General features: G+C 61.1%; 28 protein-coding genes. 22 read left to right on the top strand and 6 right to left on the bottom strand.

Annotation, left to right across the window (positions count from 1 at the left end; genetic code table 11):
• Window positions 1-21: 21 nt before the first annotated feature.
• Window positions 22-207 carry a hypothetical protein gene (locus ACX9OW_RS00415; RefSeq protein WP_032960292.1) on the top strand — a complete coding sequence of 62 codons (186 nt, stop codon included), beginning with the start codon at window positions 22-24 and terminating at the stop codon, window positions 205-207.
• Window positions 207-515, top strand: coding sequence for a hypothetical protein (locus ACX9OW_RS00420; protein ID WP_032960290.1), 309 nt, complete (start codon window positions 207-209; stop codon window positions 513-515). The genes ACX9OW_RS00415 and ACX9OW_RS00420 overlap by 1 nt, the downstream gene beginning before the upstream one ends.
• 33 nt (window positions 516-548) lie before the next feature.
• Here the strand turns inward: ACX9OW_RS00420 and ACX9OW_RS00425 are convergent, their stop codons facing one another.
• From ACX9OW_RS00425 to ACX9OW_RS00435, 3 genes are all read right to left on the bottom strand, one after another.
• On the bottom strand, window positions 549-3,155 hold the full coding sequence (locus tag ACX9OW_RS00425) for an AAA family ATPase (RefSeq protein WP_459061744.1): 2,607 nt from the start codon (window positions 3,153-3,155) through the stop codon (window positions 549-551).
• A gap of 135 nt (window positions 3,156-3,290) precedes the next feature.
• Window positions 3,291-3,602: a hypothetical protein gene (locus ACX9OW_RS00430; protein WP_136191685.1), complete on the bottom strand. Its 312-nt coding sequence runs from the start codon at window positions 3,600-3,602 to the stop codon at window positions 3,291-3,293.
• The gene (locus ACX9OW_RS00435) at window positions 3,596-3,982 is read right to left on the bottom strand and encodes a helix-turn-helix domain-containing protein (protein ID WP_024958708.1); all 387 of its coding nucleotides are present in this window, start codon (window positions 3,980-3,982) and stop codon (window positions 3,596-3,598) included. Before ACX9OW_RS00435 ends, ACX9OW_RS00430 begins: the two co-directional genes overlap by 7 nt.
• A 106-nt stretch (window positions 3,983-4,088) precedes the next feature.
• Between ACX9OW_RS00435 and ACX9OW_RS00440 the strand changes: the two genes are divergently transcribed.
• The 4 genes from ACX9OW_RS00440 to ACX9OW_RS00455 all read left to right on the top strand — a co-directional run bounded on the left by ACX9OW_RS00440 (window position 4,089) and on the right by ACX9OW_RS00455 (window position 7,933).
• A complete protein-coding gene (locus tag ACX9OW_RS00440) occupies window positions 4,089-4,907 on the top strand; it encodes a hypothetical protein (protein ID WP_114618596.1) in 819 nt (272 codons plus the stop codon).
• 1 nt (window position 4,908) lies between these two features.
• On the top strand, window positions 4,909-5,292 hold the full coding sequence (locus ACX9OW_RS00445; protein WP_050483551.1) for a hypothetical protein: 384 nt from the start codon (window positions 4,909-4,911) through the stop codon (window positions 5,290-5,292).
• Window positions 5,293-5,366: 74 nt separating this feature from the next.
• Window positions 5,367-5,861 carry a hypothetical protein gene (locus tag ACX9OW_RS00450; RefSeq protein ID WP_231353029.1) on the top strand — a complete coding sequence of 165 codons (495 nt, stop codon included), beginning with the start codon at window positions 5,367-5,369 and terminating at the stop codon, window positions 5,859-5,861.
• Between the two features lie 119 nt (window positions 5,862-5,980).
• Complete coding sequence (locus ACX9OW_RS00455; protein WP_114618598.1) at window positions 5,981-7,933, top strand: ATP-binding protein; 1,953 nt, start codon at window positions 5,981-5,983, stop codon at window positions 7,931-7,933.
• A gap of 39 nt (window positions 7,934-7,972) precedes the next feature.
• Here the strand turns inward: ACX9OW_RS00455 and ACX9OW_RS00460 are convergent, their stop codons facing one another.
• Window positions 7,973-9,889 (bottom strand): type 4 pilus major pilin, encoded by a 1,917-nt coding sequence (locus ACX9OW_RS00460; protein WP_197570724.1) that lies wholly within the window; start codon window positions 9,887-9,889, stop codon window positions 7,973-7,975.
• A 133-nt stretch (window positions 9,890-10,022) separates the two neighbouring features.
• On the opposite strand from ACX9OW_RS00460, the gene ACX9OW_RS00465 reads away from it, so the two are divergent.
• From ACX9OW_RS00465 to ACX9OW_RS00505, 9 genes are all read left to right on the top strand, one after another.
• Window positions 10,023-10,250, top strand: coding sequence for a hypothetical protein (locus ACX9OW_RS00465; protein ID WP_099596025.1), 228 nt, complete (start codon window positions 10,023-10,025; stop codon window positions 10,248-10,250).
• Window positions 10,247-10,492, top strand: a complete 246-nt coding sequence (locus tag ACX9OW_RS00470) for a hypothetical protein (protein ID WP_180862699.1) — start codon at window positions 10,247-10,249, stop codon at window positions 10,490-10,492. The genes ACX9OW_RS00465 and ACX9OW_RS00470 overlap by 4 nt, the downstream gene beginning before the upstream one ends.
• Window positions 10,489-10,959, top strand: a complete 471-nt coding sequence (locus ACX9OW_RS00475) for a hypothetical protein (RefSeq protein ID WP_180862700.1) — start codon at window positions 10,489-10,491, stop codon at window positions 10,957-10,959. The genes ACX9OW_RS00470 and ACX9OW_RS00475 overlap by 4 nt, the downstream gene beginning before the upstream one ends.
• 196 nt (window positions 10,960-11,155) lie before the next feature.
• A complete protein-coding gene (locus tag ACX9OW_RS00480; RefSeq protein ID WP_180862701.1) occupies window positions 11,156-11,740 on the top strand; it encodes a ParA family protein in 585 nt (194 codons plus the stop codon).
• A gap of 11 nt (window positions 11,741-11,751) precedes the next feature.
• Window positions 11,752-12,306 carry a hypothetical protein gene (locus ACX9OW_RS00485; RefSeq protein ID WP_323162916.1) on the top strand — a complete coding sequence of 185 codons (555 nt, stop codon included), beginning with the start codon at window positions 11,752-11,754 and terminating at the stop codon, window positions 12,304-12,306.
• Between the two features lie 306 nt (window positions 12,307-12,612).
• Window positions 12,613-12,837, top strand: a complete 225-nt coding sequence (locus tag ACX9OW_RS00490; RefSeq protein ID WP_046433416.1) for a hypothetical protein — start codon at window positions 12,613-12,615, stop codon at window positions 12,835-12,837.
• A gap of 337 nt (window positions 12,838-13,174) precedes the next feature.
• Window positions 13,175-13,393 (top strand): hypothetical protein, encoded by a 219-nt coding sequence (locus ACX9OW_RS00495; protein WP_024957698.1) that lies wholly within the window; start codon window positions 13,175-13,177, stop codon window positions 13,391-13,393.
• The gene (locus tag ACX9OW_RS00500) at window positions 13,380-13,595 is read left to right on the top strand and encodes a hypothetical protein (protein ID WP_024957697.1); all 216 of its coding nucleotides are present in this window, start codon (window positions 13,380-13,382) and stop codon (window positions 13,593-13,595) included. The genes ACX9OW_RS00495 and ACX9OW_RS00500 overlap by 14 nt, the downstream gene beginning before the upstream one ends.
• Complete coding sequence (locus ACX9OW_RS00505) at window positions 13,585-13,944, top strand: hypothetical protein (RefSeq protein WP_024957696.1); 360 nt, start codon at window positions 13,585-13,587, stop codon at window positions 13,942-13,944. The genes ACX9OW_RS00500 and ACX9OW_RS00505 overlap by 11 nt, the downstream gene beginning before the upstream one ends.
• 33 nt (window positions 13,945-13,977) lie before the next feature.
• On the opposite strand, the gene ACX9OW_RS00510 is transcribed toward ACX9OW_RS00505, so the two are convergent.
• On the bottom strand, window positions 13,978-15,531 hold the full coding sequence (locus ACX9OW_RS00510) for an ATP-dependent nuclease (RefSeq protein WP_024957695.1): 1,554 nt from the start codon (window positions 15,529-15,531) through the stop codon (window positions 13,978-13,980).
• Window positions 15,532-15,619: 88 nt separating this feature from the next.
• Window positions 15,620-16,657, bottom strand: coding sequence for a hypothetical protein (locus tag ACX9OW_RS00515; RefSeq protein WP_024957694.1), 1,038 nt, complete (start codon window positions 16,655-16,657; stop codon window positions 15,620-15,622).
• 1,085 nt (window positions 16,658-17,742) lie between these two features.
• Between ACX9OW_RS00515 and ACX9OW_RS00520 the strand changes: the two genes are divergently transcribed.
• From ACX9OW_RS00520 to ACX9OW_RS00550, 7 genes are all read left to right on the top strand, one after another.
• Window positions 17,743-18,081, top strand: a complete 339-nt coding sequence (locus tag ACX9OW_RS00520) for a hypothetical protein (protein WP_323162913.1) — start codon at window positions 17,743-17,745, stop codon at window positions 18,079-18,081.
• 35 nt (window positions 18,082-18,116) lie between these two features.
• Window positions 18,117-18,728, top strand: a complete 612-nt coding sequence (locus ACX9OW_RS00525) for a hypothetical protein (RefSeq protein WP_323162912.1) — start codon at window positions 18,117-18,119, stop codon at window positions 18,726-18,728.
• 66 nt (window positions 18,729-18,794) lie between these two features.
• Window positions 18,795-19,895: a hypothetical protein gene (locus tag ACX9OW_RS00530; RefSeq protein WP_343368495.1), complete on the top strand. Its 1,101-nt coding sequence runs from the start codon at window positions 18,795-18,797 to the stop codon at window positions 19,893-19,895.
• A gap of 64 nt (window positions 19,896-19,959) precedes the next feature.
• Window positions 19,960-20,454, top strand: coding sequence for a hypothetical protein (locus ACX9OW_RS00535; RefSeq protein ID WP_459061745.1), 495 nt, complete (start codon window positions 19,960-19,962; stop codon window positions 20,452-20,454).
• Between the two features lie 2 nt (window positions 20,455-20,456).
• Complete coding sequence (locus ACX9OW_RS00540; protein WP_459061746.1) at window positions 20,457-23,480, top strand: TraM recognition domain-containing protein; 3,024 nt, start codon at window positions 20,457-20,459, stop codon at window positions 23,478-23,480.
• An 85-nt stretch (window positions 23,481-23,565) separates the two neighbouring features.
• Window positions 23,566-24,096 carry a hypothetical protein gene (locus ACX9OW_RS00545; protein ID WP_049441887.1) on the top strand — a complete coding sequence of 177 codons (531 nt, stop codon included), beginning with the start codon at window positions 23,566-23,568 and terminating at the stop codon, window positions 24,094-24,096.
• Window positions 24,097-24,365: 269 nt separating this feature from the next.
• Window positions 24,366-24,488 carry a hypothetical protein gene (locus ACX9OW_RS00550; RefSeq protein ID WP_255211731.1) on the top strand — a complete coding sequence of 41 codons (123 nt, stop codon included), beginning with the start codon at window positions 24,366-24,368 and terminating at the stop codon, window positions 24,486-24,488.
• Window positions 24,489-24,522 lie beyond the last annotated feature (34 nt).

The following is a 24,522-nucleotide window of genomic DNA, read 5'->3' on the forward strand; positions in this document are numbered from 1 at the left end:
CAACCACGGAGGACCCCGCTCGTGCGCAAACTTTTCAACAAACTGCTCAACATCGCCATTTTTGGCATGGTTCTGTTCGCCCTGGACCAAGTCCCGGAACGCCTGGATCGCATGTCGCAAACCGCCCAGAACCTGGTTCAGCAGGTGGGCTACTCGGGCCCCATGCAGGGCATCCCCTCGGGCGTGCCGGACGGTTACGAGTTCTGATGATCCCTCCGCCCTGGCCACCATCCGAGCTCGTTCGCCTCGCATGGACGGCGCGCCGGGATATTGCTGCCAGGCAGCAGCTGCTTCAGGCGTTCCACGAGGGGGCCGATTTCCATTCCCCTCTATCCAGCAGCGATTTAAACAACGACCCGTTCGCCGTCACTGGGGATTGCGTCGCAGGCGTGGTGGTTCGGGAACTGACCGGCGCCAAAGACGCGGAAGAGTGGCTGCACGCGTTTCTTCGCGCGCACGAGTTGCATCAAGCGCTGCCAGTCGCCGGGGGAGTCGTTGCCAAGCGGCGCTTCTGATGACCGTGAGCCCGCAGTAAAGGGTGGCCCGGCCTACGCCTTGGGTTTCGCCGCCGCTTCCGCTCGCTTACTGAACTTCTTGCACCATTCGAGCATGTCTTGCACGTCCTTAAGGAGCTCGTCCGGCTCTGGAAGCCACGTTGGTGTATCAATGGATTGAGAGTGCTCAAACGCAGAATACTTGGTCATCATGCCGTCGATCAGTGCGCAGTCTGTCGGAGTGATTGCGCTGAGCCGCTGTAGCTTGTTGCGCGTGTTGATCTCGCGCTGATAGCGGTTGATGATGCCCGAACAAAGTTCGTCCTCTACGGAGCGCTCAACCAAGATTCGGAAGTTGCTGCAGGCGGTCTTCAGGGCAAGTTCTTTTAGCGGCGGATCAAGCTTCTTAAGCTGTCCGATGCTGCTGATCATTTGGTTCAAGCCGGATTGTGGCTTCAGAGAGAACGTATTGATCTGTGCCGGCATGCCGGTCCTGCTTCCATCGCGGGCGATCGATTCAACCGCGACCTTGACCGTAGACTGATCGAGGTTGGCCCGCTGCTTGGCGGCGCTCTGAAGGAGGACCATCAGCGACAACCGGTGTGTGAACACGATTACCTGGCGACGCTCGGCCAGATCTACCAGGCGTTTGGCGACCGCCTCCTCAAAGCGCTGATCCAGGGAGGAGATGGGGTCGTCGAAGATCACCGGCATGCCCCGTTCAAGCCCTGTCGCGTCGGCCAGGAAGGCCGCCAACGCCACGATGCGTTGCTCGCCCTCGCTCAGGATTTCCCGATTCTTCTGGGCGCCTTGCGCGTCCTTCAGCTCAACGTAAAACGTGAACGCCCCTTTGCCTTGGGATCGATACGACATGCGGACGGGCAGCGAATGGCCCCCCAACGCCTTCAACTCGGCATTGAAGCGGTCGCAATAGCCCTTGGCCAACTCCGACTCGCCAATGTCATTGCTTTTCGTCGTCAACTGGCTGGTTGAGGTAGACCGAACAGCAGCCTCCACCGTTCCCACGCGTTTGAGGCGGATCACGTCGGCCCATACCGCATCGCGCTGCTCCGATAGCCACTGTTGTGCTTTCAGCTCTGCTAGGCGGGTTTCTTTCTCCTTCCGCCCCGTCGGGTCCAGCAAGCCCGCGAGCGCATCGCGATCAGCGCTGGTGGTCTTGACCTTCTGATCGTAGGCGTTGGTCCACACCGACCACTCCACCGCCGGAGCCGCCGTGGCCTCTGCCATGGCTTTCAATCTCGCATGGATGGCCTCAAGCAGCTCAGTGGCTTGGGCGGCTTCCAAGCCAATAGCGGCGCACTGGGCCTGCCAAGCGACATCGGTGAGAGGACTGGGCAACGCTTTCTTCAGCGCCGTCAGCGCGTCTTCCGCGCTCTTAGCTTCTGTCTGCAGGGTGTCGTTGAGGTAGCTTTCAAAGCTGGCCAAGCGGGCCTTGCCGTCGTCTCCCAACGGTTGCTGGCAGAGGACACAACGGGATTCGTCCCCAACGTGGGGGAAAGGGTGGTCACGGTAGGCAAGACCTGTCGAATACGCCTTTGCAGCGTCCCAAAGGGTTCGCCACACGGCGTCTCCGACGCCTTTGAGCGGCAGCCCATTGAGGAAGGCCGTGGCATAGGCGGTGGCGGCCTGGCGCTTGACCTCTGCATTGCTGCGGGCATCCAAGAGGGCTTGGGCCTTCTCGCCGTTCAAGCTCTCCTTCAATGCCGAGATGCTTGTGGCCATCTGCGACAAGCGTTCTAGCTCTCCGACGGCCTTGGCGTGGGCCACTTCAGGGTTCGCCTGGGCCAGTGCGGTCTCCAGCGCCAAACGCTCATCGTTCAGTGCCGCGGGGAAGGCGCAACGCTTGTTGATGTCCTCTTCGGTCAGTTTCGCCGTCAGCGTGCGAAGAAACGTCGCGACGCTGCTCTGGGCGTGATCTTCCGGGATGTTGGGCAGTTTGCTGGTGAGCTTGGCTGCACGGGCCTTCAACTGGGTGGCGAGATCGTCTGAGATGTGGATGAGCATCCCGACGAACCGCATAGCTCGGGGAAGATGGGTGGCGGTGGTGGCGCTGTCTCCGAACTCCAGCGCTGTGGCTGAGTCGAAGACCGGCACCGCTTTCAATGTCGCGTGGGGGCCGTCGGATGCTTGCCAAGTGAGATCAGCAGACGATGTCGTGCCGTCGGATCGGGTCGCCGTGACTTTGATCAGGGCAGAGGCAGCATCGGGATTCTGCTTGAACACGTTGCCGTGGATAGATCCCTTGGCCCGCGCGCCACAAACGTGCTTCATCAAACGGGCGTAGCCCGATTTCCCGGCCCCGTTGGGTCCGTAGACCACGGTCATCTGGCCTTGGCTGAGGTCCAATGCCGCGTCCTCGCCAAGGGCATTGACGCCGCAGATGGAGGAGACCGAGTCGATGCGAAGCTCAGCGGCGGTGGGTGTCCCCAAGATGGTTCCCGGTGCCAACGCCGGGTGGGGAGCATCCAGCTTCTTGGCTGCCTCGGCCAGGCAGTGATCCGCCAGCGCCTCCATCTCCTCTTCGTTCGGCATGCGGCGGTGCTGGATCACCGTGGAAGCGGCCATGCGCAGCCAGCTTGGGCGGCCATTCAACCACTCTTCCAGAGTCGTAGGCGCAGCGGCCCCATTCTTGTTCGCCATCGGTCACTTCCCCTGTGAATGGCCAGAGCCAGGAAGGCTCCGTTCCCCTTCCGCAATAGTGACGCGGGTCACATTTGGAGGCAAGTCGGTGATGGTCGTAGGGGATGGGGAAATGGTTTTCCCGAACGGTAGGGATCAGGCCTCTGAGGGGGCATCGATCTGGGCGGCAGCCAGGGCGGCTGCCAGATCACGGTTCAGTGCTCGCGCTTCAGCCCGCAGTTCGCTCCAGTTCGGCGTCCCGACCGGGCCTTGCCCACGCATCGACGCGAGCCAAGCATGGGATCGCAGCCTGGCCGCTTCCGCGGCTGGCGTCGAGGACTTGAGGGCGTCCAACGCGGCCAACTGGATTTCCAGAAGGTTGATGTCCATCAGCGCCTGCAACTGCTCCGGTGCCATCGGGCTTGGCGCATCCCGCTGCAGCCACCAGCGTCGAAGTCGTTTCAGCATGTCTTCTCTTCCCTGAGATCGTTGTCGCTACTCGGGAGGATGGCCACGCCACGGCTCTGGGCGTAATCCCTCACCTTCGTCAGCAGCTCTCGCTGCTGTTCGGGTTCAAGCCGCGACATCACCAGCAACGTCTCTGCCACTAGATCATTTGTGGCATGGAAATAGGCGACCGGCATGCCAAGTGCTTGGGCCAGCTTTTCCATCGTTGCAGGATCCGGCACGCGATCTCCTCTCTCGTAACGAGAAACCCTGGGAGCGGCGGAGTTTTCCTCGTCCAACCCAAGCACGGCCCCCAACTGTGCTTGCGTCAGGCCCTTGGCCAGCCGGGCCTCGCGCAAGCGGCGGCCAAACGTGTGAGCTGGGGCGAGAGGGGCAGGCATGGGCGATCACGAACCGGGAACAATCCCCAAGTCTGCCGCTTCCCATGCTGCACCGCATTTGCCAAAATGGCAAATAAGGCCATGGTGGCCGGGATCAGGGGGATGCATGAAGCAAGCGATTGCAGCCGTGGCCGTGTGCCTGGCGTTGGCCAGCGGGACGGCCACCGCCCAGGACGGCATTTTGGGAAGGATTGGCAAGGGGTTGATGCAGGCGGGCAAGGACGCCGCCTCGGCCCCGGCGACCAAGCGTTACCTGGAGCCGGCAGGCACTTACTGGGACGACGGCGACCCTCCAGTGCTCGACGGCTACACCCGGATCCGGTGGGGCTTGGCGGCCACCGCGTCGGCCGGTTTCGGCATGTGCGAAGACAACCTCTTTGCCCAGGCCAAGGCCGGCGCTGCCCTGGCACCGGCGATGCGAACCCACTGCATTGGCTCATGGGGGCACCAGTTCAAACGCGTAGGCCTGCAGGGCGATCCGGCCTCTGCGTTTGAGGCCAAGGCGCGGCAGATCGCCTCTACCGATGCGTTCTACCTGCGGCCCTACATCGACGTGGAGATCGACCCCAAGACCAACATTCTCCACGCCTACGTGCTGGTCATGAACCACGACTGGTATCCCCGCTCGCCTGACTTTCTTCCGACGGCCGTTATCGGCCCTTCGCCGTTGGGCAAGGGCAGTGCGGTGGTCGGGGTCGAGCATGGCGGGCGCTACCACGCCGCGTTGCGATTGAAGCCGGAAGACGCGGCCGAGCTGCGACGGGTGGGGCGCGACGCCACGGGAGACCGAATCTTTTTCAAGGTCGTGGAGGGCAGGTTGAAGCCCAACGGCCTGCCCGACATCGTTCTCCAAATCGACCGCCTCGAGATCGGCTACAAGAACCAGATCATCGGCATCACCCCTTCCAAAGACAAGGACGCATGACATGAAGCACGCACTGATCGTGGCCGCAGCAGCGGCACTTTTGACCCTGACGGCCTGCTCTGGCGACAAGGGCCCCACGAAGGAGGACGGGGTGAAGGTCGTGGAAGGCTTCTTCACCGAACAGGGAAGACAGGCAACCCTCCAGCGCACCTGGAAGTTTGAGGTCACCGATGCGGATGGCCTGGAGCTCGATTGCGAGAAAAAGCCCAATGGGGATCAAGAGTGCTTGGTGGCAGGGTCCGTGAAGGCGTTGGGTTACATCGGTGGCCAGCCCACCAAGCCCGAGCCGAGCACCCTCAAGCCGAAGCTGCGGGCCCTGTTCCGCCCGCAAGGCGAGGGCTGGCAGATTGTGGAAGTGAAGGACGAAGGGACGTCTGCGGGCTAAACGGGCCGCAGTCCGCCGCTTGACTGCACGCCGGTCCCGATCAAGCGTGCAGCCATCCAACAGGGGAGGACCATATGAACCGCTATCCGCCGCAGCAAGTTGTGTATGCGCCGCCGGGCCCATCCGCGCTGATCCTCCCTAGCGTCATCTTGGGCCCGTTGGGCCTGGTTGGGCTGGCGGCCGGCCTGGAGGTGATGAAGCGCGACTTCTTCATCGGCGTGGTCTGTTGTGTGCCCGGTGCGCTCGTCTTCGCGTTTTTGGCATTTTGCCTGGCGCTTCACATCCGCGCTCAGCGGCTCTGGGACTGGCACGTCCGCACGGGGCGGATGCCGTATTTCCGGAAACATGGGTTCCTGAAAGGGGCGCTGCTCGGTGGCGGGTTGGGCGTGGTGACGGTGGTGGCGGCCGCCGTTCTGGGGTTCAAGTATGCAGAGCATCCCGTGTATGGAGAGGTGGCCGCGATGGCGTTCTACGGCGCGTGGCTGTATGGCGTGTTCCTGATCGGCGTGCTGGCCGTCGTGTTGGGGTGGGTCAAGCGCGCGTGGGATAGAACCGCACTCCCCAGCTAACACGCGCCCGCTGGCGTCGCGGCAGGTGAGATGGGTAGGGCTTAGCTTTTTTGCCAAAGTCGGCAGAAGGCGGCATAGTCTTGCAACCATTACCAATCAAGCATTTAGCGGACATCCCCATGGCTAAGAAGGGCAAAGCAGCCAACGAAGCTCTCTTTGAAGAAGACTACGTGCTGCGGTCACTCGGGCGGATTGGCTATGACCCAGATGTAGCGCTAACCGAGTTGGTGGCCAACACATGGGATGCGGGAGCGGCTAAGGTTGCCGTGATCATCCCGGAGGAAACAGGTGGCTTGCTGTCGGTGGAAGATGATGGCCATGGAATGACCGAGGATCAGTTTCGCAAGCGCTGGATGACCTTGGGATACAACCGGCATCGAAGCCAAGGGGCGAACGTCCAGTTTCCGTCGGGGCGTCGCGATTGGGTGCGCATGGCCTTCGGGCGCAACGGCATTGGTCGCCATGGCCTTCTGTGCTTCTCTGATCATTACACGGTCGAAACTTGGACGAACGGCGTTCTCTCAACCTTCGTGATCGGCACTCGAAATCAGCCGTCCCCGTTCTACATCCAGAGCCATGAAACAGGCACCCGTTCCGGCCATGGCACCCGGTTGTTGGTAGAGGTTGAACGCCACCGCCCGGATCCAGATCGGATCAGAACGGTCTTGTCGGGACGTTTCCTACACGATCCGCAGTTCATCGTTTCGGTGAACGGCCAGTCCGTCCCTCTGTCTGAGCATGAGGGCCTTCTAGAAGAGCGCAAGATTCAGGTTGAACCAGGCTTTGGCGTCACCGCGTATGTGGTGGACACAACGCGCACGGCCAAATCCACGCGTTACCAAGGCGTGGCATTCTGGGTGAGCAATCGGTTGGTGGGGCTGCCGAGTTGGACCGTTGGGCCAATGGCCGTTCTGGATGGGCGGGTGCGCTTTGCGAAGCGCTATGCCATCGTGATCGAGTGTGGGGCAGAGTGGCTGTCCGAAGTCGAACCAGACTGGTCGAAGTTCAAGAATACCGAGCGCACCGATCGCCTTTTCGAAGCGGCCAACGGGTATGCGCAGGAAATGGTCGAAAAGTTATCGGCCCACTTGATTGAAGAAAACTCAGAGGACGCACTCTACAAGAATCGAGAGGATCTGCGCACGCTGCCTAGGCGTTCCATGCTTGAAGTGGCGCAGTTCACGAAGGCGGTGGTGCATGACCAACCAGGCATACCGCCTGAAACGCTCAACAAGGTCGTCAAGGCAGTCATAAAGATTCAAAAGGCACGAAGCGGTTCAAGCTTCCTCGACAAACTGATGCAGCTGGGTGAGCACGACATCGACGGGCTCGACAGGTTGCTGGGGCAGTGGACGGTGGAGGATGCACTTACCGTTCTGGACGAGATCGACAGTCGGTTGTCCATCATTGCGGCCATGGAGAAGCTCAGCGGCGACCCGGAGGCTGACGAGCTGCACACCCTCCACCCGCTCGTGACGCAGGCGCGTTGGCTGTTTGGTCCTGAGTTCGATAGCTCGGAGTATGCGTCGAACAATACCCTGCGCACCGTCGCCACCAGCTTGTTCAAAGTCAGAAAGGGTGGACAGGCGTTTGCCAATGCAGCGAAACGCCCTGACATTGTCGTCCTATCCGATGCGACACTCTCTGTTGTTGGGACGGAGACTTTCGATACTGCCAGGGATCAGCTGGTGATGATGCGCGATGTCCTACTCATTGAGCTAAAGAAAGGGCGCTCTGAAATCGGTCGCAAAGAGATGAATCAAGCGGCTGAGTATGTCGATGAGCTTGTCTCCAGCGGAGGCATCGAAGGGGTTCCCTTCTTCCATGCCTTCGTGGTCGGTCATTCGGTCGCATCCAATATCTCGACCGTCACTAACCGGGAATACAACGGAGCCCAGCGTGGACGCGTCACGGCGACCACTTACAACCAGCTCGCATTGACGGCGAATCGGCGCCTTCATGGGCTCAAAGCAAGAATACCCTCCCGTTATGAGGAGGTCTCTGGTTACGAGCTTGTCCAGAAGGTCATGGGGACGCCCAGCCAAGCATCGTTCGTGCCCCCAGCTGAGTAGTGCACTGTTCCGTGCGTGTCCGACGATTGCCTCTGGCCGCTAGCTCACAGGTCCCCTGCACGTCAGCGTCAGCGACTGGTAATCCACCCGCACGGGGTTGTAGAACTGGCGATACCAGTTGAAAGCGATGGTCTGGCCCACGTTGTGCTCGTTGCACGCCGGCAGGCCTTGCTGGGTGCCAAAACCGCCGTTGGGCGTGCATCCAGGCTGGCCCGTGCAGGTGGTGTAGGGCGTCGAAGCCACCACCGAGGACTCAGGCCACTCCCAGCGATAGGGGTTGTTGCTCTTGCCGACCAGATCGGACGCGCAGGCCTGGCGGCACACGGCCAAAGAGGTGCCGCCGCTGGTCCAGTTGTAGTCGCAGTAGTGCATGCCCATGTTGGAGACGCACTCAAAATCGTAGGAGTAGGCATAACGGATGTTCCCAGCGTCCGAAAGCGCGTTGCATTGCTCTTCATAGAAAGCCGACTCGCTCACGTTGGCGGGCCAGTTGCCGGGCATCGGTGCAGGCGTCTCGACCCGGTGGATGGGCACGTGGTTGATGGCCCAGTCGAGCTTTGCTTTCTCCGCTGCTGTCAGGCGCACCACGGCGTCGGGATACCAGTAAGAAATGCCACTCGAACCCGAGGGCGGCGGCACGTCCTGCCCATCGGCCGAGTGCCACGCCACAACCTGCAAGCTCCCATCGCTGCAGCGAGCGGCCGTGGGCTTGCACGTGTTGACCTCGTAGCGACGAGCCCCGGTATCCACCCAGTGGGACCAGCCGCCGTAAGTGGGCCCGGGCAGGGTCGTGGTGCCAAACGGGCAGTGGGTGAACACGTCCCGCGATCTGACCTGCTGCCGCTCCCAGGTATGCGTGCCGGTTTGGCCTGACGGGCAGGCTTGCGAAGTGGGCAGCCATTGATCCCGTTCCTCTTGGGCGGCTCCAGGGCAGGCCTGGCAATCCCTCGCCGTCACGGCCACCACGCTCTGGGATTGAACCCAGGCCTCGGGATGCTCCCATGCAGCGTCTGAGTTTGGATACACGTCGCCGGGAGCGCAGACCTGGCGCGTGCGCACCGTCTCTGTGCCCCACGTGCCCGCCGGACAGCTCGCCCGGGCCGCCGAGCTTTCCGATTGCCGGCACGGCACCAAGGCCGGCGGAGCCGGGGTGGGGACCGGCGTTGGGAGCGGCTGAGGCACCGGAACGCTGGGCGCAACAGGAAGCGGTGGAAGAGCCGGGAAAGGAGCAACTGCAGGGCTTGGCGACACGTTCCCAGGAACGCCCGGCACCGCATCGCTCACGCTGGGCGCACCAGTGACGGGCCCCGCCGGGGTCGGCGTTGAAGGGCCAGGGACGGCGGGCGTGGAGGGCAGGGGAAGCGTGGGCACCACGGCGACCGACGACCCAGCCACCATGCCCGAGTAATAGACGATCTCGACCACGGCCCCATCGACCCCGCACGCCAATCCTAAGCCGGGGACGTCCAGGCTCCCTCGGTTGCTCAGCAAAACACTGGTGTTGCCCACGATCACGTCCCGCACGTTCGCGTCGCCTGCGATGGCGGAGACGAACGGCACGCAGGCCCGCGCAGGAAGCCCAGACAGCCCCACGGTGAAGGCATCTCCTGCCAGGCGCACCGTGGCCGGGGACACGGTCACTGCGCCGCCCCACGCGTTGCTCATAGTCGCTGCGCTGCCTTGGCGGAAGTCTGTGGGGGCCAGCCCATCTTCAAGCACGTTCAACGTGCTGACGCCGCGGAACGAGCCAATGACGCCATGGGACCGATCAACGCGGCTGGCCAGGTCCCGAACGTTCTCGACGTCCGACGCCACGTTGACCCGAGTGGTGACGCGGGGGTAGACCCAAAACGCGGCGGCGCCCACTGCGGTGGCAACCCCCAATGCGAGCAGCAACTCGACCAGGCCAAAGCCTGGGGCGGGAGAACGACGGCGAGGGCGGGCTTGCGGTGTCATGCATTTCAGCATGCGACACAACCGCGTTTTGACAAGCCCTAAAAGCAGTTCTTGATTTTAGTCAAAAATCTTTCAAATCAATGGGTTGACAAAGATTGGGGGAGTGGTTGGATCGTGGTGTAGGAGCGGTTTAATGGGTAAGCCGACCTACTCACAAAAAGAGAGTGAAGCCATGAAGATTCATCCCCGAGAGCCCGCCAGCACCGACCTGGCGCATTTCCAGCTCCACACCGCCGCGCGGTTCCTGGACCGCACCAACGGTCTGAACCAACTGGCCGACAAGCACCGGCGTCTCCAGCGCCTCGCCACCCGCGCTCGCCACGAGCGGCGTTGGAAGAAGGAAGAGGAGCGGTTCGCATGAGCCTCTTGAACATGGCCCTGCTGTTTGTCGGTCTCCTGGGCACCACGGTGTTCTACCAGGACCTGGTCGCCAACCCCATCGCCGCTGGGCGCGCCCTGGTGCGCTTCTATCAACTGCCGGCGGAGCATCGCCAAGGAAGCGTTCTGCAACAGGTTTCCAAGGCGTGGTGGAGCATCGTGCTGGTGCCGTTCTACGTGCTGGTGGCCCTGGTGCTCATCGGGGTTTTGGGAGGTGGGCAATGAGTGCCGGGACTGAAAGCCTCATCAGGGCCATCCAAACCAACGACCCGCTGGCGTTTTATGGGTGGCTGCGCACACTCAAGGGGACGCCCGACCTGGACGCTGGCGTGGCCGGCGATCCTGGTATCACCGCGTTGGCCGTCGCCTCCCTCATGTATTCCAAGGCCATCCAGTCGGACCCGGTCCTGGCGACGCGTTATGCGGCAATGATTGAGGCGCTTATGGACGCCGGGGCCAATCCGCTGGTTCAGATCGGGGAGCGGTTCGTGGTGCGACGGGGGCACACTGGGAAGCTGGAGCGGCGCCAGGTGTCAGCCGGCCGAAGCCTGGCGGAGGCCTGCGGGGGCGTTCTGTGCCCGGCAATGCAGGCATGGTTCGCACGCCATACCGCGGATTTGATGAACACCCACCTTCACCGCTACCACCCAGCGTTCATCAAGACTCAGCAACCGGTCGCTGAAGAGGTTTGAAGCGCGTGCCGGCGGCTACTCGCCGCCGAAAGGCGTCGTGGGAGAAGGGGCGGGGAGGGCCACGGCTCCCGCCGCGGCCTGGGTCGCTGAATCCCGGACGTCTGCACGGCGAAAACCCTCTGGATGCAGAGGCCCTTGCGGGATTAGGTTTGCAGCCTAGTGTGTTGCATGACCTACCCATAAAAGGATCTCTATCATGCGTCTCGTCGTCTGTTGTTTCAAAGGGGGCGTTGGAAAAACGACGCTTTCGCTCAATCTTGCTGCGCTCTTCGCCTCCCAACACCGAGTTTTGGTGAACGACCGAGATCCGCACTGCTGTTCTGTTGCCTGGGCCGCGCTTTCCGACGAAACCCCATTCACCGTGGGCCGTTCGGCCTCCCCCGGGTTCGACTTGGAAATCCAAGACCTGCCGCCCAGCGCCCCAGTGAAAGATCAGCTTCCGGATGGCGACCTCTACATCGTTCCCACTCTGCTCGACGGCGGGAGTTACGTCGTCTACCTGCATACCATCGAGACCCTCCGGAAGCAGGGCAAGGCCTTCCTGCCGGTGGCCAACCGGGTCAACATCAAGCGGGCTGAACACCGCCGGCGGCTGGAAGACCCGGAGCTGGCCGGGGCCATCGTCATCCCCGAGCGCGCTGCGCTGGGAAGCTTCTATGAGCTGGGGGAGACCGTCTTTTCCATGCGCGGCGCGGGCGTGGCTAAAGCCCGAGAAGATATATTGCGGGTAGGTCAGGCTATCCAAAAAAGATTGGCCAACCCGGGCCGGGGGAATGCATGATGGACATCCCAATGCTGCCCCTGCCGGACCTCATGGCTGCCAAGAAGACCCCCGCCAAGAACGCCGTTGCCAAAGCCCGCAAAGACCTGTCCAAGGCCGCGAAAGTGGTCCACGCCAAGCCGCAACGCACGTATGCGCCGCTCATTGATCTGGACCAGATTTCCGAAGAGCAGCTGGCAGAGCTGATGGTGGCTGCAGGGGACGCGCCTGGGCGGAAGACCTACTTCGACTACAGCGAAGAGCAGCCGTTTACTCGGTCGGGGAAGAAGGTGTATCTCGAAGTGGGCCGCGGTAGCCAGATGTTCGATTACCGGGACGTCAACGGCGTCAGGACCGAGCGAACGATGGTGACCGTGCCGCCCAAGCTCCGCGATCAGCTCCAGGATTTGACGGGAGAAGAGAGCCCGGTGATCACCACTGCGATCATCGCCTTGGCGTCCTGGGCCTGCCAGGAACTAAAAAGGAGCAAGCGGCGCTTGGTGGTGGCGACGGCGACCGACGACCTGGATCCGGTGCGGAAACAGGTCCGGAAGGCGATTGTGGGGCGGGCGAGGAAACAACGGTAGCCCTGGGTTGGTAGTGAACGACAGGCGGCCATCGGCCGCCTTTTTTATGGCTGGCGGCGGGTGGAAAGAGCAACGGCAAAAGCGGCATGGGGAAAAGGCGGGTGGGGCCTCGGCTTCCGCCGAGCCCGGTGCTTGGCTGGAAGTGTGAGGCGTTTCAGGGTTTTCGTGTCTTTTGCGGTTGCCCGTCACTTCTGCACTTTAGTCAAATAAATGTGTTGTTTTCGGGTTTACATTTTTACGCTCTGTCGTAGCCTGGATTTGTAGGGAGGCAATACCGCTGACCTGAAAACCAAACAAGGATTCATCATGAAAACCCCTCGCCGCCAAACCCTCGAAAACCGCGCCGCCCGTTTGGGACTGCGACTCTCCGAAGCTGGGCTCCACGTCAAAATGGAAGCCGCCAACAACTGCGAAGCCATGCCGCGGTGGGAGCTTTCGGACGGGAAATACCAAGACAGTCTTTGCGGGTATGCCACCCTGGCCGAGGTTTCCGAGGCGTTGGATCACAAGGAAATCATGGCAGAGCTATGAGCAGGTCCTACGCCATCCCTGGGGTGGTAGTGAAAGACAGGCGGCCATCGGCCGCCTTTTTTATGGCTGGCGGCGGGTGGAAAGAGCGACGGCAAAAGCGGCTAGAGCAAAAGCGTGTTGGGGAAAGGCGGGTGGGGCCTCGGCTTCCGCCGGGCCCGGTGCTTGGCTGGAAACGTGAGGCGTTTCAGGGTTTTTGTGTTTTCTGCGGTTGCCCGTCAGTTCTACACTTTAGTCAAATAAATGTGTTGTTTTTGAGTTTACATTTTCAGGGCCTGTCGTAACCTGGATTTATAGGAAAGCAATACCGCTGACCGAAAAAGCCAAAAAGGTAACCGCCATGCAAAAAAACACTTTCACCATCGAAGCTGACTACTCCACCAACAGCTGGAGCAGCAACTGGGAGCCCATCGACAACGCGGAATACTCGACACTCGCCGAAGCCGAAGCCGGCATGGAAGATCTGGAGCAGAAACTGGGCTGGCGCAACATGCGCATCGTGGATGAAACGCGTTTTGTTTGGGCCTACGGACAGGAGGGCGAGGATGAAGATGCCTAAGCTCTATGCCATCCAATCCAAGCAACCGGCCCCGCGCCGGTTGTCTGGACCGAAGAAAGAGCTGATCTACGTCGATGCATCCAACGTTCTGATTGAAAGCGATGCGCATGTCCTAGATATGCGAGAGCTTCTCAAGCTCCACAAAGAAGATTTAAAAAAGAGGAGCAATAGCGTTTTGCAGGAGATCGCTCGTGGTTCGTAACCCCTACGCCATCCGACCCAAGCAGCCGGCCCCGCGCCGGCTGCCCACGGTTCGCATTGCCCCGGCCAAGGCGGCCGCATTCCGGGCTCTCGCTCGCCAGCAGGGGCTCACGGCCAGCAGTGCATTGGCTGCCCTGGTGGCCACCCATGCCGACATCCGGCAGCCGTTCGGGCCCCGAGTCCGTGCCAAGCATGGGCCGGATGGGAAGCGTTACGGCGCGATTTTGCCGGACCCGAAGGTGTCTGAAGAGGTGGCCCAGGGCCTGGTGCGGGATGCCCGAACGGCGGGGATCTCGCTGGGCGAGGCGATGCGGCAACTTGTAGATCGGTGTTTGGAGCAGAGCTGGTGAAGAATGCTGCAAGGCCATCGCAGCCGTTTTTGCTTACTCCGCAGAGGGGGAGGGTATTACTGCTGGCAAGGGCTTGGTATCTGATTCGATAACACTGGCTTGCCTAAGCTCCAGCCATTCCCGTAGTTCCGACACATAGAGTTGCCAATGCGGCGACCTTGAAGCGACATCAACTATGCGCGATAGGCCGGCAGCCCTGTTGATGTTAAGTGTGCTAATAATCAGCTCGATGAAGGAGTGCGTATCATCGACTGCTTCTATACCTTGTGCGAGTTCAATGATCTCAGTTCCTTCAATGTCATCTTGTGGTGGCAGACTACGGATCATCCAATGCAGCTGCGTCTCCGGCGCCGCAGCTGCATCATTCGCCGGGATAAGTTTTCTGATGCCTTCGAGGCAACGCTCACGGCGCTCCGACGCGCTGGTTTCGGTTCCAGTTAGAACCGCGTTGACACGTTCCCGTCGCTGGTGTTCGCTTGCATAAACATCACCGTCCAGCAAGAACAGCTGAGATTCGACGCTGTGTGCTCCGGACAGCATCAATCCAGCAGCGAGGGTGAAGCAGTTTGTCGCCGCGCCATAGGATGTTATGTTTGCATAGCGCTTCATTCCCAGCGAAAAAAGCTCGTGTTCCACGATTGTCAAGGTCATTTCGTCTTCGACAAAAACCTCAAGCGGCCGATCCCGTTCCCCGGTCAGTCGGTGGAGTGCCTCAGGCTTCGTATTTGAGAAGCAATACGTCTTGTTCTGATTTTTGACCGTGTGTAGGTGTTTGATGCTGGCAATCTTCGTGAGGTCAAGAATCGCCTCTCTGTGGGTTGTGAAGATTATCTGGAGCGATTTTTCTTTAGCTCGATCATGTAGGAGCTGCATCAAGCGAGTCAACGCGGCGGTGTGTAGTAGGAGGTCAACCTCATCAATCAGGATGAGTGAATACTTCGGCGCTTTGAAGACGACGGATAGGATTTCCAGAACTCTCTGCTCGCCCGCTCCCATGGCAAGCGCAGAATACCTGTTGCCATCGAGTGCAAGGCCATTGTATTTTCGTCCGGCATGCGCCTTGTGAACATTGAGCTCGGTATAGGCACGGTTGAACACTACACCCATTTTTGCTTTTATGAGCGTGGCGTCAGCGTGCACCTCTGTTTGATAGTTGATGGCTGAGTTATAGGTCTCTTCCTCAATGCGAGGAACGCAGGACTTTATTCCGATGAAGTAAACGTCGCGCTCCGGGCGCCTCGAATAGCGAGGGGACCACCTGTCCGCCTTCTTTCTGTATTCGGTGCTGATGTCTTTATGCTCAGTCAAGCCGTCTCTAAATGAATGATGCATGATCAGCGAGCTGCCTGCCCACGTTGAATCGGATGTGGGAGTGAAGAACTCCCGAAACTGCCAGCTCTTGCCGTCCGATCCTTCGGGTGGCCTATAACAGCAAGCGAGCGCGTGCAATACCGTTGACTTGCCGCAACCATTCGGCCCGAGGATTGCAGTGAGCGGTTTCTCGTCGAATCGAATCTCATCCAAAGCCAAGATTCCCTTGAGCTTCGTGATGTTCAAGCCATGAATCACTTGCTGACTGATTGCCATTTCGTAGTCCCTTGACGATTCCTTTGTCGGGGCACTCAATCGATGCCCACCGTGCCGCTTCTGAGGCAATGATAGCGAGAGAGCGGCTTTAGTTCTTTAGCTTCACCCAGTCCACGCCCAGCTGCCTCACCTCATCGCTCCACGCCCGGTATTCGTCCAGCGGCATCGGGGCCTCCAAGCCGCGTCTGACACGCTCCAGGTATTTGCTCTTTCGGGCCATCGCCTCGCGATACAGCAGCTCCGCCTCCTCCACCCGGTCAGCACGGCGGGCGGCCCGCAGCTGGGCCAGCCGGCGAACGGAATCCGGGTTGGTGGACAGCACGCGGGGAGCATGAGGCAGCGCCTGGCTGCTGGTCATCGGAACCCGCTTGTGGTTGCTGACCGGGTCCATGACTCGGTGTCGCCAGCATTCCCGCCAGTCATCTGCATTGAGCGGCCCATCGCTTGGCACATCCAACGGCACGACGATCCCATGGGCCTCGATGAGCGCCCACACGGCCCGCAGGAACGCGTCCACCGGAAGCCGTAGAAGGGTCACCTGGCCCTCTGCCACCACCTCGCCCCCGTCCCTCATTCGTAACGCCAGCAGGGCCTCGCTCAGTGCCAAGGCATCGCCTGACCGCGTGCTCCAGCCCACCAGGCCAACGCGCTCCCCATCCACCTCACCCGACCAGGCGTAGACGCGGAAGCGGGGCTTGTCGAAACGGGCGGACAGGTTTGCCAGCAGCCGCTCACGCTTCGAGTGGCGGCTCAACGGGGTGAAGTGGTTCTCTGCATACAGCAACGCAGAGCGCCGACGTTCCAGCAGCAGCGCCACGCGGTCAGGGGTCGCCGACGCTTGCCACTCTTTCCAGCACACGATATCTCGCAGGCCCTTGGCAGCAACGCAGGGACGGCAGGCAGGCACCCAGTTCTCCACGACACTGACGGGGCCGCCCAGTTGCGCGGGCACCAGTGGCGTAGCCGTCCAAGACTTGGGAGAGGCCAGGTCGAGCGGAGCGGAGCAGAAGGCGCAGGCGTTGCCGAACTCGGCCAAAACAGCCTTGCGTTGCCACCCGTTGGCCTTGCCTTCCAGCGGGGCATCGGCTTGAGCAATGGCATCCAAGAAGGGGGTCAGCTCAAACACGGAACACCCCCCAGCCGTTCAACGCAGGCCCAGCAACCGGATCGCAGAACAGGGGCAGTGGGGCGTTGCAGGAGTTTGAAAAAGATTTGACTAAAACGCTTTGCCGAGCCTGTCGAACCTCCCCAGCGACCGCCGATCCAAAACCCAGAGCCCGCTTGCCCGAAACATTTCCAGACCAGCACTGGCCCCCCAACCGCTGATCGAATACCGGGGGGCAGTGAACTTCAACCGAGGCCACTCGCTTGACTAAAACGGATGGGGTCAACGCTTTCCAGGCACCCGAACCAAAACCAATAGCCCCTGCAGTCGTCCTCCAGAACCCCCGAGCAAAGTTGACTAAAACAGATGGAGGCAGGGCTTTCAGAACACCCGAGCAGCGTGACTGAACCCAACCACTCACGCGATCCCATGCTGGCCTCCGCTTGACTAAAACGAACTGGGACAGGGCTGGGGCGTGGGGGAAACGGCGGTCCCCGATTTCTGAGACAGGGGGTGCGGCGTCGGTGGAGAGGTGGGGAGCTGGATGGGTGGGGAGGCAGGCTACGGGGGCTGGCGAAAACTTTTTTGAGCGGCTGGGCGTGGCGGGAGTGAGGGGCATAGGGGGCTCCGGTTGGGTTGAGGATTGGGGCTTTCCTAAACTTCTACCGGGGAAAAGCGGAAGGGCAAGAGCGGGGGAGCAAAAACTTGGGGAGGACTGCGAGGGAAGAGGTTGGCTGCCCATTCACCGTTCAAGGTTTTCCGAAGGGTGAAGGGAGTAGGCCATACACAAGTCGCACTGAAGTGTTTTTCCGGCTTGGCTAGAAACGCTGCGCCTTTCCACCCGCCCAGGCCTTGCTGCGCCTTGTTTTCAGTCTTGGCTAACAACTTGGCCAACCGTTCGGCTGAAAAATGGCAGGAACCCCAGAAAAACAGAAGAAAAACGGCTTAGCCCACTTGCGCTTCTTAAATCCTTTGCTAATCCATGGGTGTGGATTTTCATTGCAGGGGGTTAAGTGGGTCGTCCGTCGCTTCCAACCAAATCTTTCAGCATCGCTCCCGATGAGTTGGAGAGCGCGCGGTATTGCGCGAAAGAGCAAGGCGTTTCCTTGAACAAGTATTTGCGCCTGGCGGTCTTGGAAAAGAACCGGGGCGTGGTGCAGGGGTTGGACACCCGCGACGCCCTGGACGACATCCGGGCCGTGGTGCGCGAATCCGAAACGCGGAATGCCCTTGCCCTAGAAAGCGCGCTGGCGGACTTGCGAGCAGAGCAGAGCGCGGCGCTCCAGGCCAACGAGGAGCTGGTGGTGAAAACCCTTCAAGCGTTTTCCCAGTTCCTGGCGCAGCAAGAACCCGACGCCGAAACCCTCTCCAAGCAACCGGCCACCAAAGCAGCAAGCCGTGGGCCGGTAACCAATCCGGCGTTCCTGCCTCCCAAGCCCTACTAACCCCTTTCCCAACTACCTCATAAGGAGGCATACCCATGAAGCGTTTCATCCTCACTCTCACCATCGCCGCGTTGCTGGCTCCGGGGCTTTCGTTTGCCCAGGACACCCCCCAGCCCGAACCCCAGAAGAAGACCGACAAGCTGCGCCTGTTCAAGGCGGGCGGGATTGGCTGCGCTGCCGGTGCAGGCATCGCTCTGCTGACCGGCAAGAAAGACAAGGCCCTGACGGCGTGCGCTGCAGGCGCGGTTGTTGGCGGTGTTGCGTCGTATCGCGCGCAGGTCCAGGAAGCCCAGGAAGTGGCAGACGCTGCCAAGGCTGCGGGGCTGGATGCTCAGGTGCATACCAAGACCGTTGAAGCCAAGGACGGCCAGGCCGAGGCCCTGGACAAGCTGGTCATCCGTTACCCGGCCGCTGACATGCAGCCGGTGAGTGCCAAGACCGGCGCCACGCTGGACAAGCTGGTCGCGTTGCTCAAGGCGAGCAAAGAAAAGCTGACGGTTGGCTTCAGTGGTGCCGATGCCGCCGTGTGCCAGGTGCCGGTCGTTGAGCTGGCAAAGCGCGGCGCGCTTCGGAGCGCCACGGTCGATGACCAGTGCGGCCGGGGCGATTACGCCATCACGGTTTCGCCGATCCCCGACGTTCGCTAAGCCAACCGAGAGCTGGGGGGCGAAAGCCCCCTGGCTCAAATCTTTTTCAAGCGCCTGGGAGGAACCATGACACCCGAAGAACTCATCAAACAACGCAAGCAGCGCGAGCTGCTCGCCAAAGCAGCACAAGCCAAGACCACCGCGCCCACGGACGCGGAGAAGCTCGTCAGCGATGCGACAAAAGAAAACTTGAAAACCGCAGGCCGGCTGGCTGCAAGTTTTGGCAAAGCCTTGGCAGACAAAACCAAGCAAGCGGCCTCGGTCGCCGCTGAGAAGGGGCGAGAGGCGCAAGAAGCGTTGGCCCGGCGTGCGGAAGAGGCCAAGGCGCGCAGGGAAGCCGAAGCCGCCGAGAACGCGCGCTTGGAGGCCGAGCGCGCCCAAGCGTTGGTCGAGCAAGAAGCGACTGCCCAGCCCGAGCCGGTTGTTGAGGAGGTGGTTCCCGAGCCGACACCAGAACCAGAAGCAGGCCCCGCGCCTGTCATCAAAGAGCCGGTCAGCGCTCCTGCGCCTGCCGTCAGTGAAGCCGTGGACGCAACGCCTGCCGCTCCAGCACCTGTCGAGCGGGTGGTCCCGTCTGTTCCGGCCTCTGCTCCGAGCAAGCCGGCTCAAGCCCCGGTAGCGGCCCCCAAGGCGACGGTGACCCGGGCCCCGGTGAAACCGGAAGCCCCCAAGGCCAGCCCCGCCAAGCCGTCCGGTGAGGCGGCTGCGAAGGACAGCAACAAGAAGGGTTGGCAACTTCTGGCTGGGTCGGGCGTGGCCGTCCTTGTGCTGGGTGGGGCGTTGGCGTGGTGGACCACTCACCGCTCCAGCGAAACCGTTCCGCTCCAAGACAAACCGGCTGCAGCAGTGACTGCCCCGGCCCCCGTCACCGTGCCAGTTGCTCCGGTTGTATCCGCGCCGCCCCAGGTCGAGGAGCCCAAGCCCGTGACTGCCCCGGTGGAAGAGAAGGCCGCGGTCGCTGCCCCGGTTGTGGAAGCCCCGGTGCTGGCAGAGCCACCTAAGGCCCAGACCCCGGCAACTGCCCCGGCGTCAAAGCCGGTGCCGGTTTCGAAACCGGCTGCAAAGCCCAAGTCGGCCCCCAAGCCTGTTGCTAAACCCGAGCCGAAAAACGATTGGCAGGACCAAGCCAACAGCGATATCGACGCGTGGGCAGAAAAGATCAGGTGAAGTGCTTGCGCTTATCGAAAGCCTTGCTAGAAAGAATGTGTATCCATGAAAGATGGGGGGAAAAATGTTTGGGTGGTTGTTTACGCAGTATCGAAAGCCCGGAAAGCTCCACTTCGGATCGAAGTGGCTCAACCTGCATGGGCGCTTCTTCATTGGTAACCCAGAAAGCTTTGGGCTCTCCGATTGCAGGGAAAACGTCCTGACCTCGTATTACTACCTGCGGGCGGACCGGAAGATGCCGGTGGCAAACGATGAGGACTTTGATGCCTGGAGGATGGACGCCCTGCGCGCCAGCCAGGTTCGGCACGCCAGCGAAAAACATGTGTCCAAAGCCGGCTTTCTTGTCACCTCCGCCGCGTGCGTGGCCCTTTGCTTTGGGGCATTGGTCGTCAACAAAGCGAAAGGGACACGCCCTTCGCCGGCGGCGATCCAACTTGCGCCCTCGTTGTCGTTGAACGAGTGCAAAAAGAAATGGACGAGCGGCACCATCACGCCTCAGGAAATCGTGGCGTGTCAGGCGCTATCTCAAACCAACAACAACAACAACGGGAGGCACTGAGCATGTTGCTATCGCTGATGGATTGGACGGTCGGTATTGGCCGCAAGCTGTTCAAGAAGGACGATCAAGCGTCGAGCACGCTGGAGCAAATCATTCTGGACGGCAATGACCGCTACGAAAACTTGGTCGGGCGCTTTGACGTGAGCGACCGCGTGAAGAGCCGCGTGCTGGACGTTCCCCCAGAGGATGTAGATATGGCGGTCCAAGCGGGCGCGGTTTTCGACGAGAAAGAGATGGCACTGGTTGTGCCCGAAGAACTGGATCTGGACCAGTTCCATCCGTGGTGGCCGAAGGTTCCGGAGGATCTGCGCAACACCCAGGCCCGCATGATCATCACCAAGGAAGGACGTCGTGCCGAAGGCTTCGTGCTGGGGGACGACATGGCGCTGGGCGGCGACAGCACTGCAACCTCGCTGATGTATCTGGCCTTCCCGCTGATTGGTGCGGTTCAATACTTCTTGGGTTCGCTCATTGGCGCTTTTAGTTACGTGGTGCTGCTGGCTGCCATTCCTTACTTTGTTGCGTTGAAGCAAGCGGAAGGGATGAAGGAAGCCTTCAAGGGCCTGGCCCTGATGGTGCTGCCCGTGCTGATTGCAACCGCTTCGGCGGCGTTGTCGTCCGCGCTCCACGTGGACGCGGCCAGCGTCGAGCAGGCCCAGCAAGCAGCGGCTGACCCCATGAGCAAGTTAACGGAGGTGATGGCGGCCGCTGCGGGCTTTGCCAAAATGGCTGGCATCGTTCTTTTGATCTTGACTATTCCTGGCCTGCTGTTGTTCGCGGCCTTCCTGAGTGCGGCCTCGCATCCCCACCGGGGCGTGCTGGGGGGAACCGCTGAGCGCTTCATTCAGATGATGAAGTGGATGCTTGTGATCTTGGCCCTGGTGGGGATTGGCTCCCTTCTCCCCGATGGAATGGGCGTGGCCGTGGCGTTTGTGATCGCGGCCATGTATGCCTTGCAGTTCACGGAAGGCAACTTCGTCCAAACGGCCGCTCGCCTCTACCTGCAAAACTTGGACAACAACCTGGCAACCCAGGGTGCCCTGTCCAAGTCCCACGTGAAGGCCCGCGAGCAGCAGGCTGCCGAAGCGTTGCGCGACAAGACCCCGCTTTTGAAGGTGGGTCGAGCGTCTGGTCACCTGAACGACCGCGGCCATGGCTTTGCGCCGGACAAGGGCACGGTGATGATGCTGTCCTGGCGCGACCTGACCCAAGGCCTGATCGTCTACGGGCGCATCGGTTCGGGCAAGTCCTTCAGTGTGCTGCGGCCGTTGGCCCGTCGCTATCGCAAGTCCGCATTGGCCTTAGGAGTGCGGAAGGAACTGAAGGAGAGCGCCGCGGGCGAAGCCGTTCTCGAGGCTAAGCGCAGCGGGGGTGGAGCACTCATCCTCGACGCGAAGGACGGCGCGATCATCTCCGATCTGGGCAAGGACGCGTTTGATATCGTCGTGCGCGCAGGCATGTCGGTGGCCCCCTACGAGGGCCTGGAGCCGGATCAAATCACCAAGGCCCTTCGCGGCGCGACCGGTGGCAAGGTCGATGAGAAGTCCAAGCTCTGGAGCGACGGCGGCGACGCGTTCCTCTTCCACACCGGCATCATCCTGAAGGCCGCATGCGAGCACGAGCAGGCCTACCGAGACTTCTGCATCGCCAAGCTGGAAGGGTTGGAGCACGCCCGGTTGATGATGCTGCTGGAGCGGGAGGAGTTGGAGAAGCGTGGCTTGGGGTTGGAAGACCTGGAAGCGGTGCTGGCTCGCGTGGAAGAGCAAATGGGCACTTACGCGATTGTGGCGGAGGCTTCCCGGAACTGGTTCTACACCCCATTCCACCATGCCAAGCTGTTGGCGATGGTTGAGCAGGTGGTGCCGACGCCGCGTGGCGGGGAGATTGCCAGCGCTCGCGTGCTGGAGTTGGTGAACTGGTTGGGGTTGGAGCGCCCGGATACGTCTAGCACTGACGAAGAGCGGGAGGCCTATGCCGCCTACTCCCGGGACTACCACAACCGCTTGGCCACCCGGTCCGAGACCGTCCATCCCGACTTGCTGCGTCCCATGTCCCAGCTGCAAAGCTCGCTGGAATGGGCATTGCTGGGCGTTCCTGCAATGCATAAAGAGCAGCGCCAGTCCTTCACGTTGAACTCGCGGGGGCTCATCGAAAAACTGCTTCGGGGTGAAAAGCTCCGGACGGCAGATGACATCCCGTGGCATTCCGTCGAACGTGGGGAAGTGGACGTCTCTCAGGCGCTTTACGGGAAGTTCGTGGGCTTGTTCCTGCCCCCCACCCAGTTCGGCGAAGCGGGCGACATGATGCAGCGGTTGCTCAAGCAGCGTGTCATGAACGGCATTCGGGCACGCGGGGCGCACGGCGACAAGTGGCGCGAAATGCTGCCGGGCCAAACCGACGTGCTGCTGATGATGGACGAGGCGCATTTGCTGCTGACTTCGGACGACGTGCTGCTCTTCAGCACCTCCCGAAGCCTGGGGTTGATGCCGGTGATCGCGGTGCAGGGCCACGACAGCCTTATCAACACCTACGGGTCGGAGAACGAAGCCGATTTGCTGGCCAACACCATGCAATCGGTCATCGCGCTCAACCACTCGTTTGTCACACGCAACTACTTGATGAAGCGGCTGGGCAAGGCTCAGTTGACCACCTTCAAGGAGCCGACGCGTGGCATCGATTTCTCGGGTGGCTTGACCAACTTCCGCCACAGCGTTCTCAACGATCCGAACCACCCCTACGCAGCGGCCTACGAGCAAATGCTGATGCAGGGCGCAGGCCGCTTGAGCGCGCTTCGCGTGGATCCGGCGACGGGGCGCAAATGGCGCGTCGGGGCTGAAGACACGGTGGGCCAAGAGGAGCTGGCACGGGACATCGACATGCCCACAGGGGGCAAGCGGGAGGTCCTGCCGCTCTTCCTGGAAGAGGAATACCCGGCCCTGACCGCTGCACGCGGCAATGCGATTGTCTCGCTCTGCCGGGCAGGCGTGAGCCGCACGGACTTGGCCGAGATGATGCCCAACGACTGAGCCCAAGAAGGGCAAGGCAACCCTTGCCCTTTCCCAAAATCGATCAATGCTGACCTAACCACCCATTTCCTTGAAGGAGGACTTTATGAGCAATGCCCACCTCGATGCCTTGAACGACCTGCTGGGCGCTCGCGATAAACGGCGAGCCAAGCTGGCCGGAGAGCGTCCAAACGACCACCAACCGCAGAAGAAAGCAGCCTTCGACCAGTCGCTGGCGAAGGACCAGGCCGATATCCAGGAGAAGCAACAAGCCGTGTTGGACTGGGCCAAGCAAGCCAAGCCCGACGAGATCACCGACGCGCGTGAGCGGTTGCACGCACAGGTGCAGCAGCGCGCTGAAGACGCGCCCAAAGACAAGCACGCCCAAGTGGTGTTCAGCACCGTGGACGAATGGCGACAGAAGCGCCAGCAGAAGGACGGAGGGCAATCCTTGGGGGAAAACATCCCCATGCTAACTGCGGCCCAGCGGCAGCAAACCATGGGGCCTGGTAAGTTGGGCTACGCGCACTACGCCGCCAGCGCGAAGAAGGAAGCAGACTTCATGAAGCGCTATGAGGCGAACTTCGACTGGGACAAGCACGAGGCCCAAGTCCAGAAGAACATCTACCGTCAATGACGGTCCATTCCCCGCGCCGCATCCAGGGCCCTTCGGGGCCCTTTTTTTTGGGCGCGTTCCCTTGTTTGTGAGTGGATCGATCTACCCATAAAAGCAAACGGCAAAAGCGGCTCAAAGCAAGAAACGGGGTGGGGGTTGATCATCTGGGGAAGAGAGAAAAAAGATTTGACTAAACATCAAAAGTGTCGATCAATCGAGATTTTTAGGGTTGCCAGTTTTATGAGATGTGGTTGACTGTAATCAGTCAAACACAACCGGGGGAGGTCCCTATGTATATTTTTGCCGATGCTTACGAGTTCGCCGTGGACAACGTGGGAAACCTGCTGTTGACGTTGGGTGCGTTTTCGGTGGTGAGCTACGTGGCCGCCAACGTGGCAGGGTTGCTGGCTTGATGGCCTGGTTCAGGGAGGATTTGGAGCAGATGGA

It is taken from the genome of Stenotrophomonas genospecies 5 (assembly GCF_054473825.1).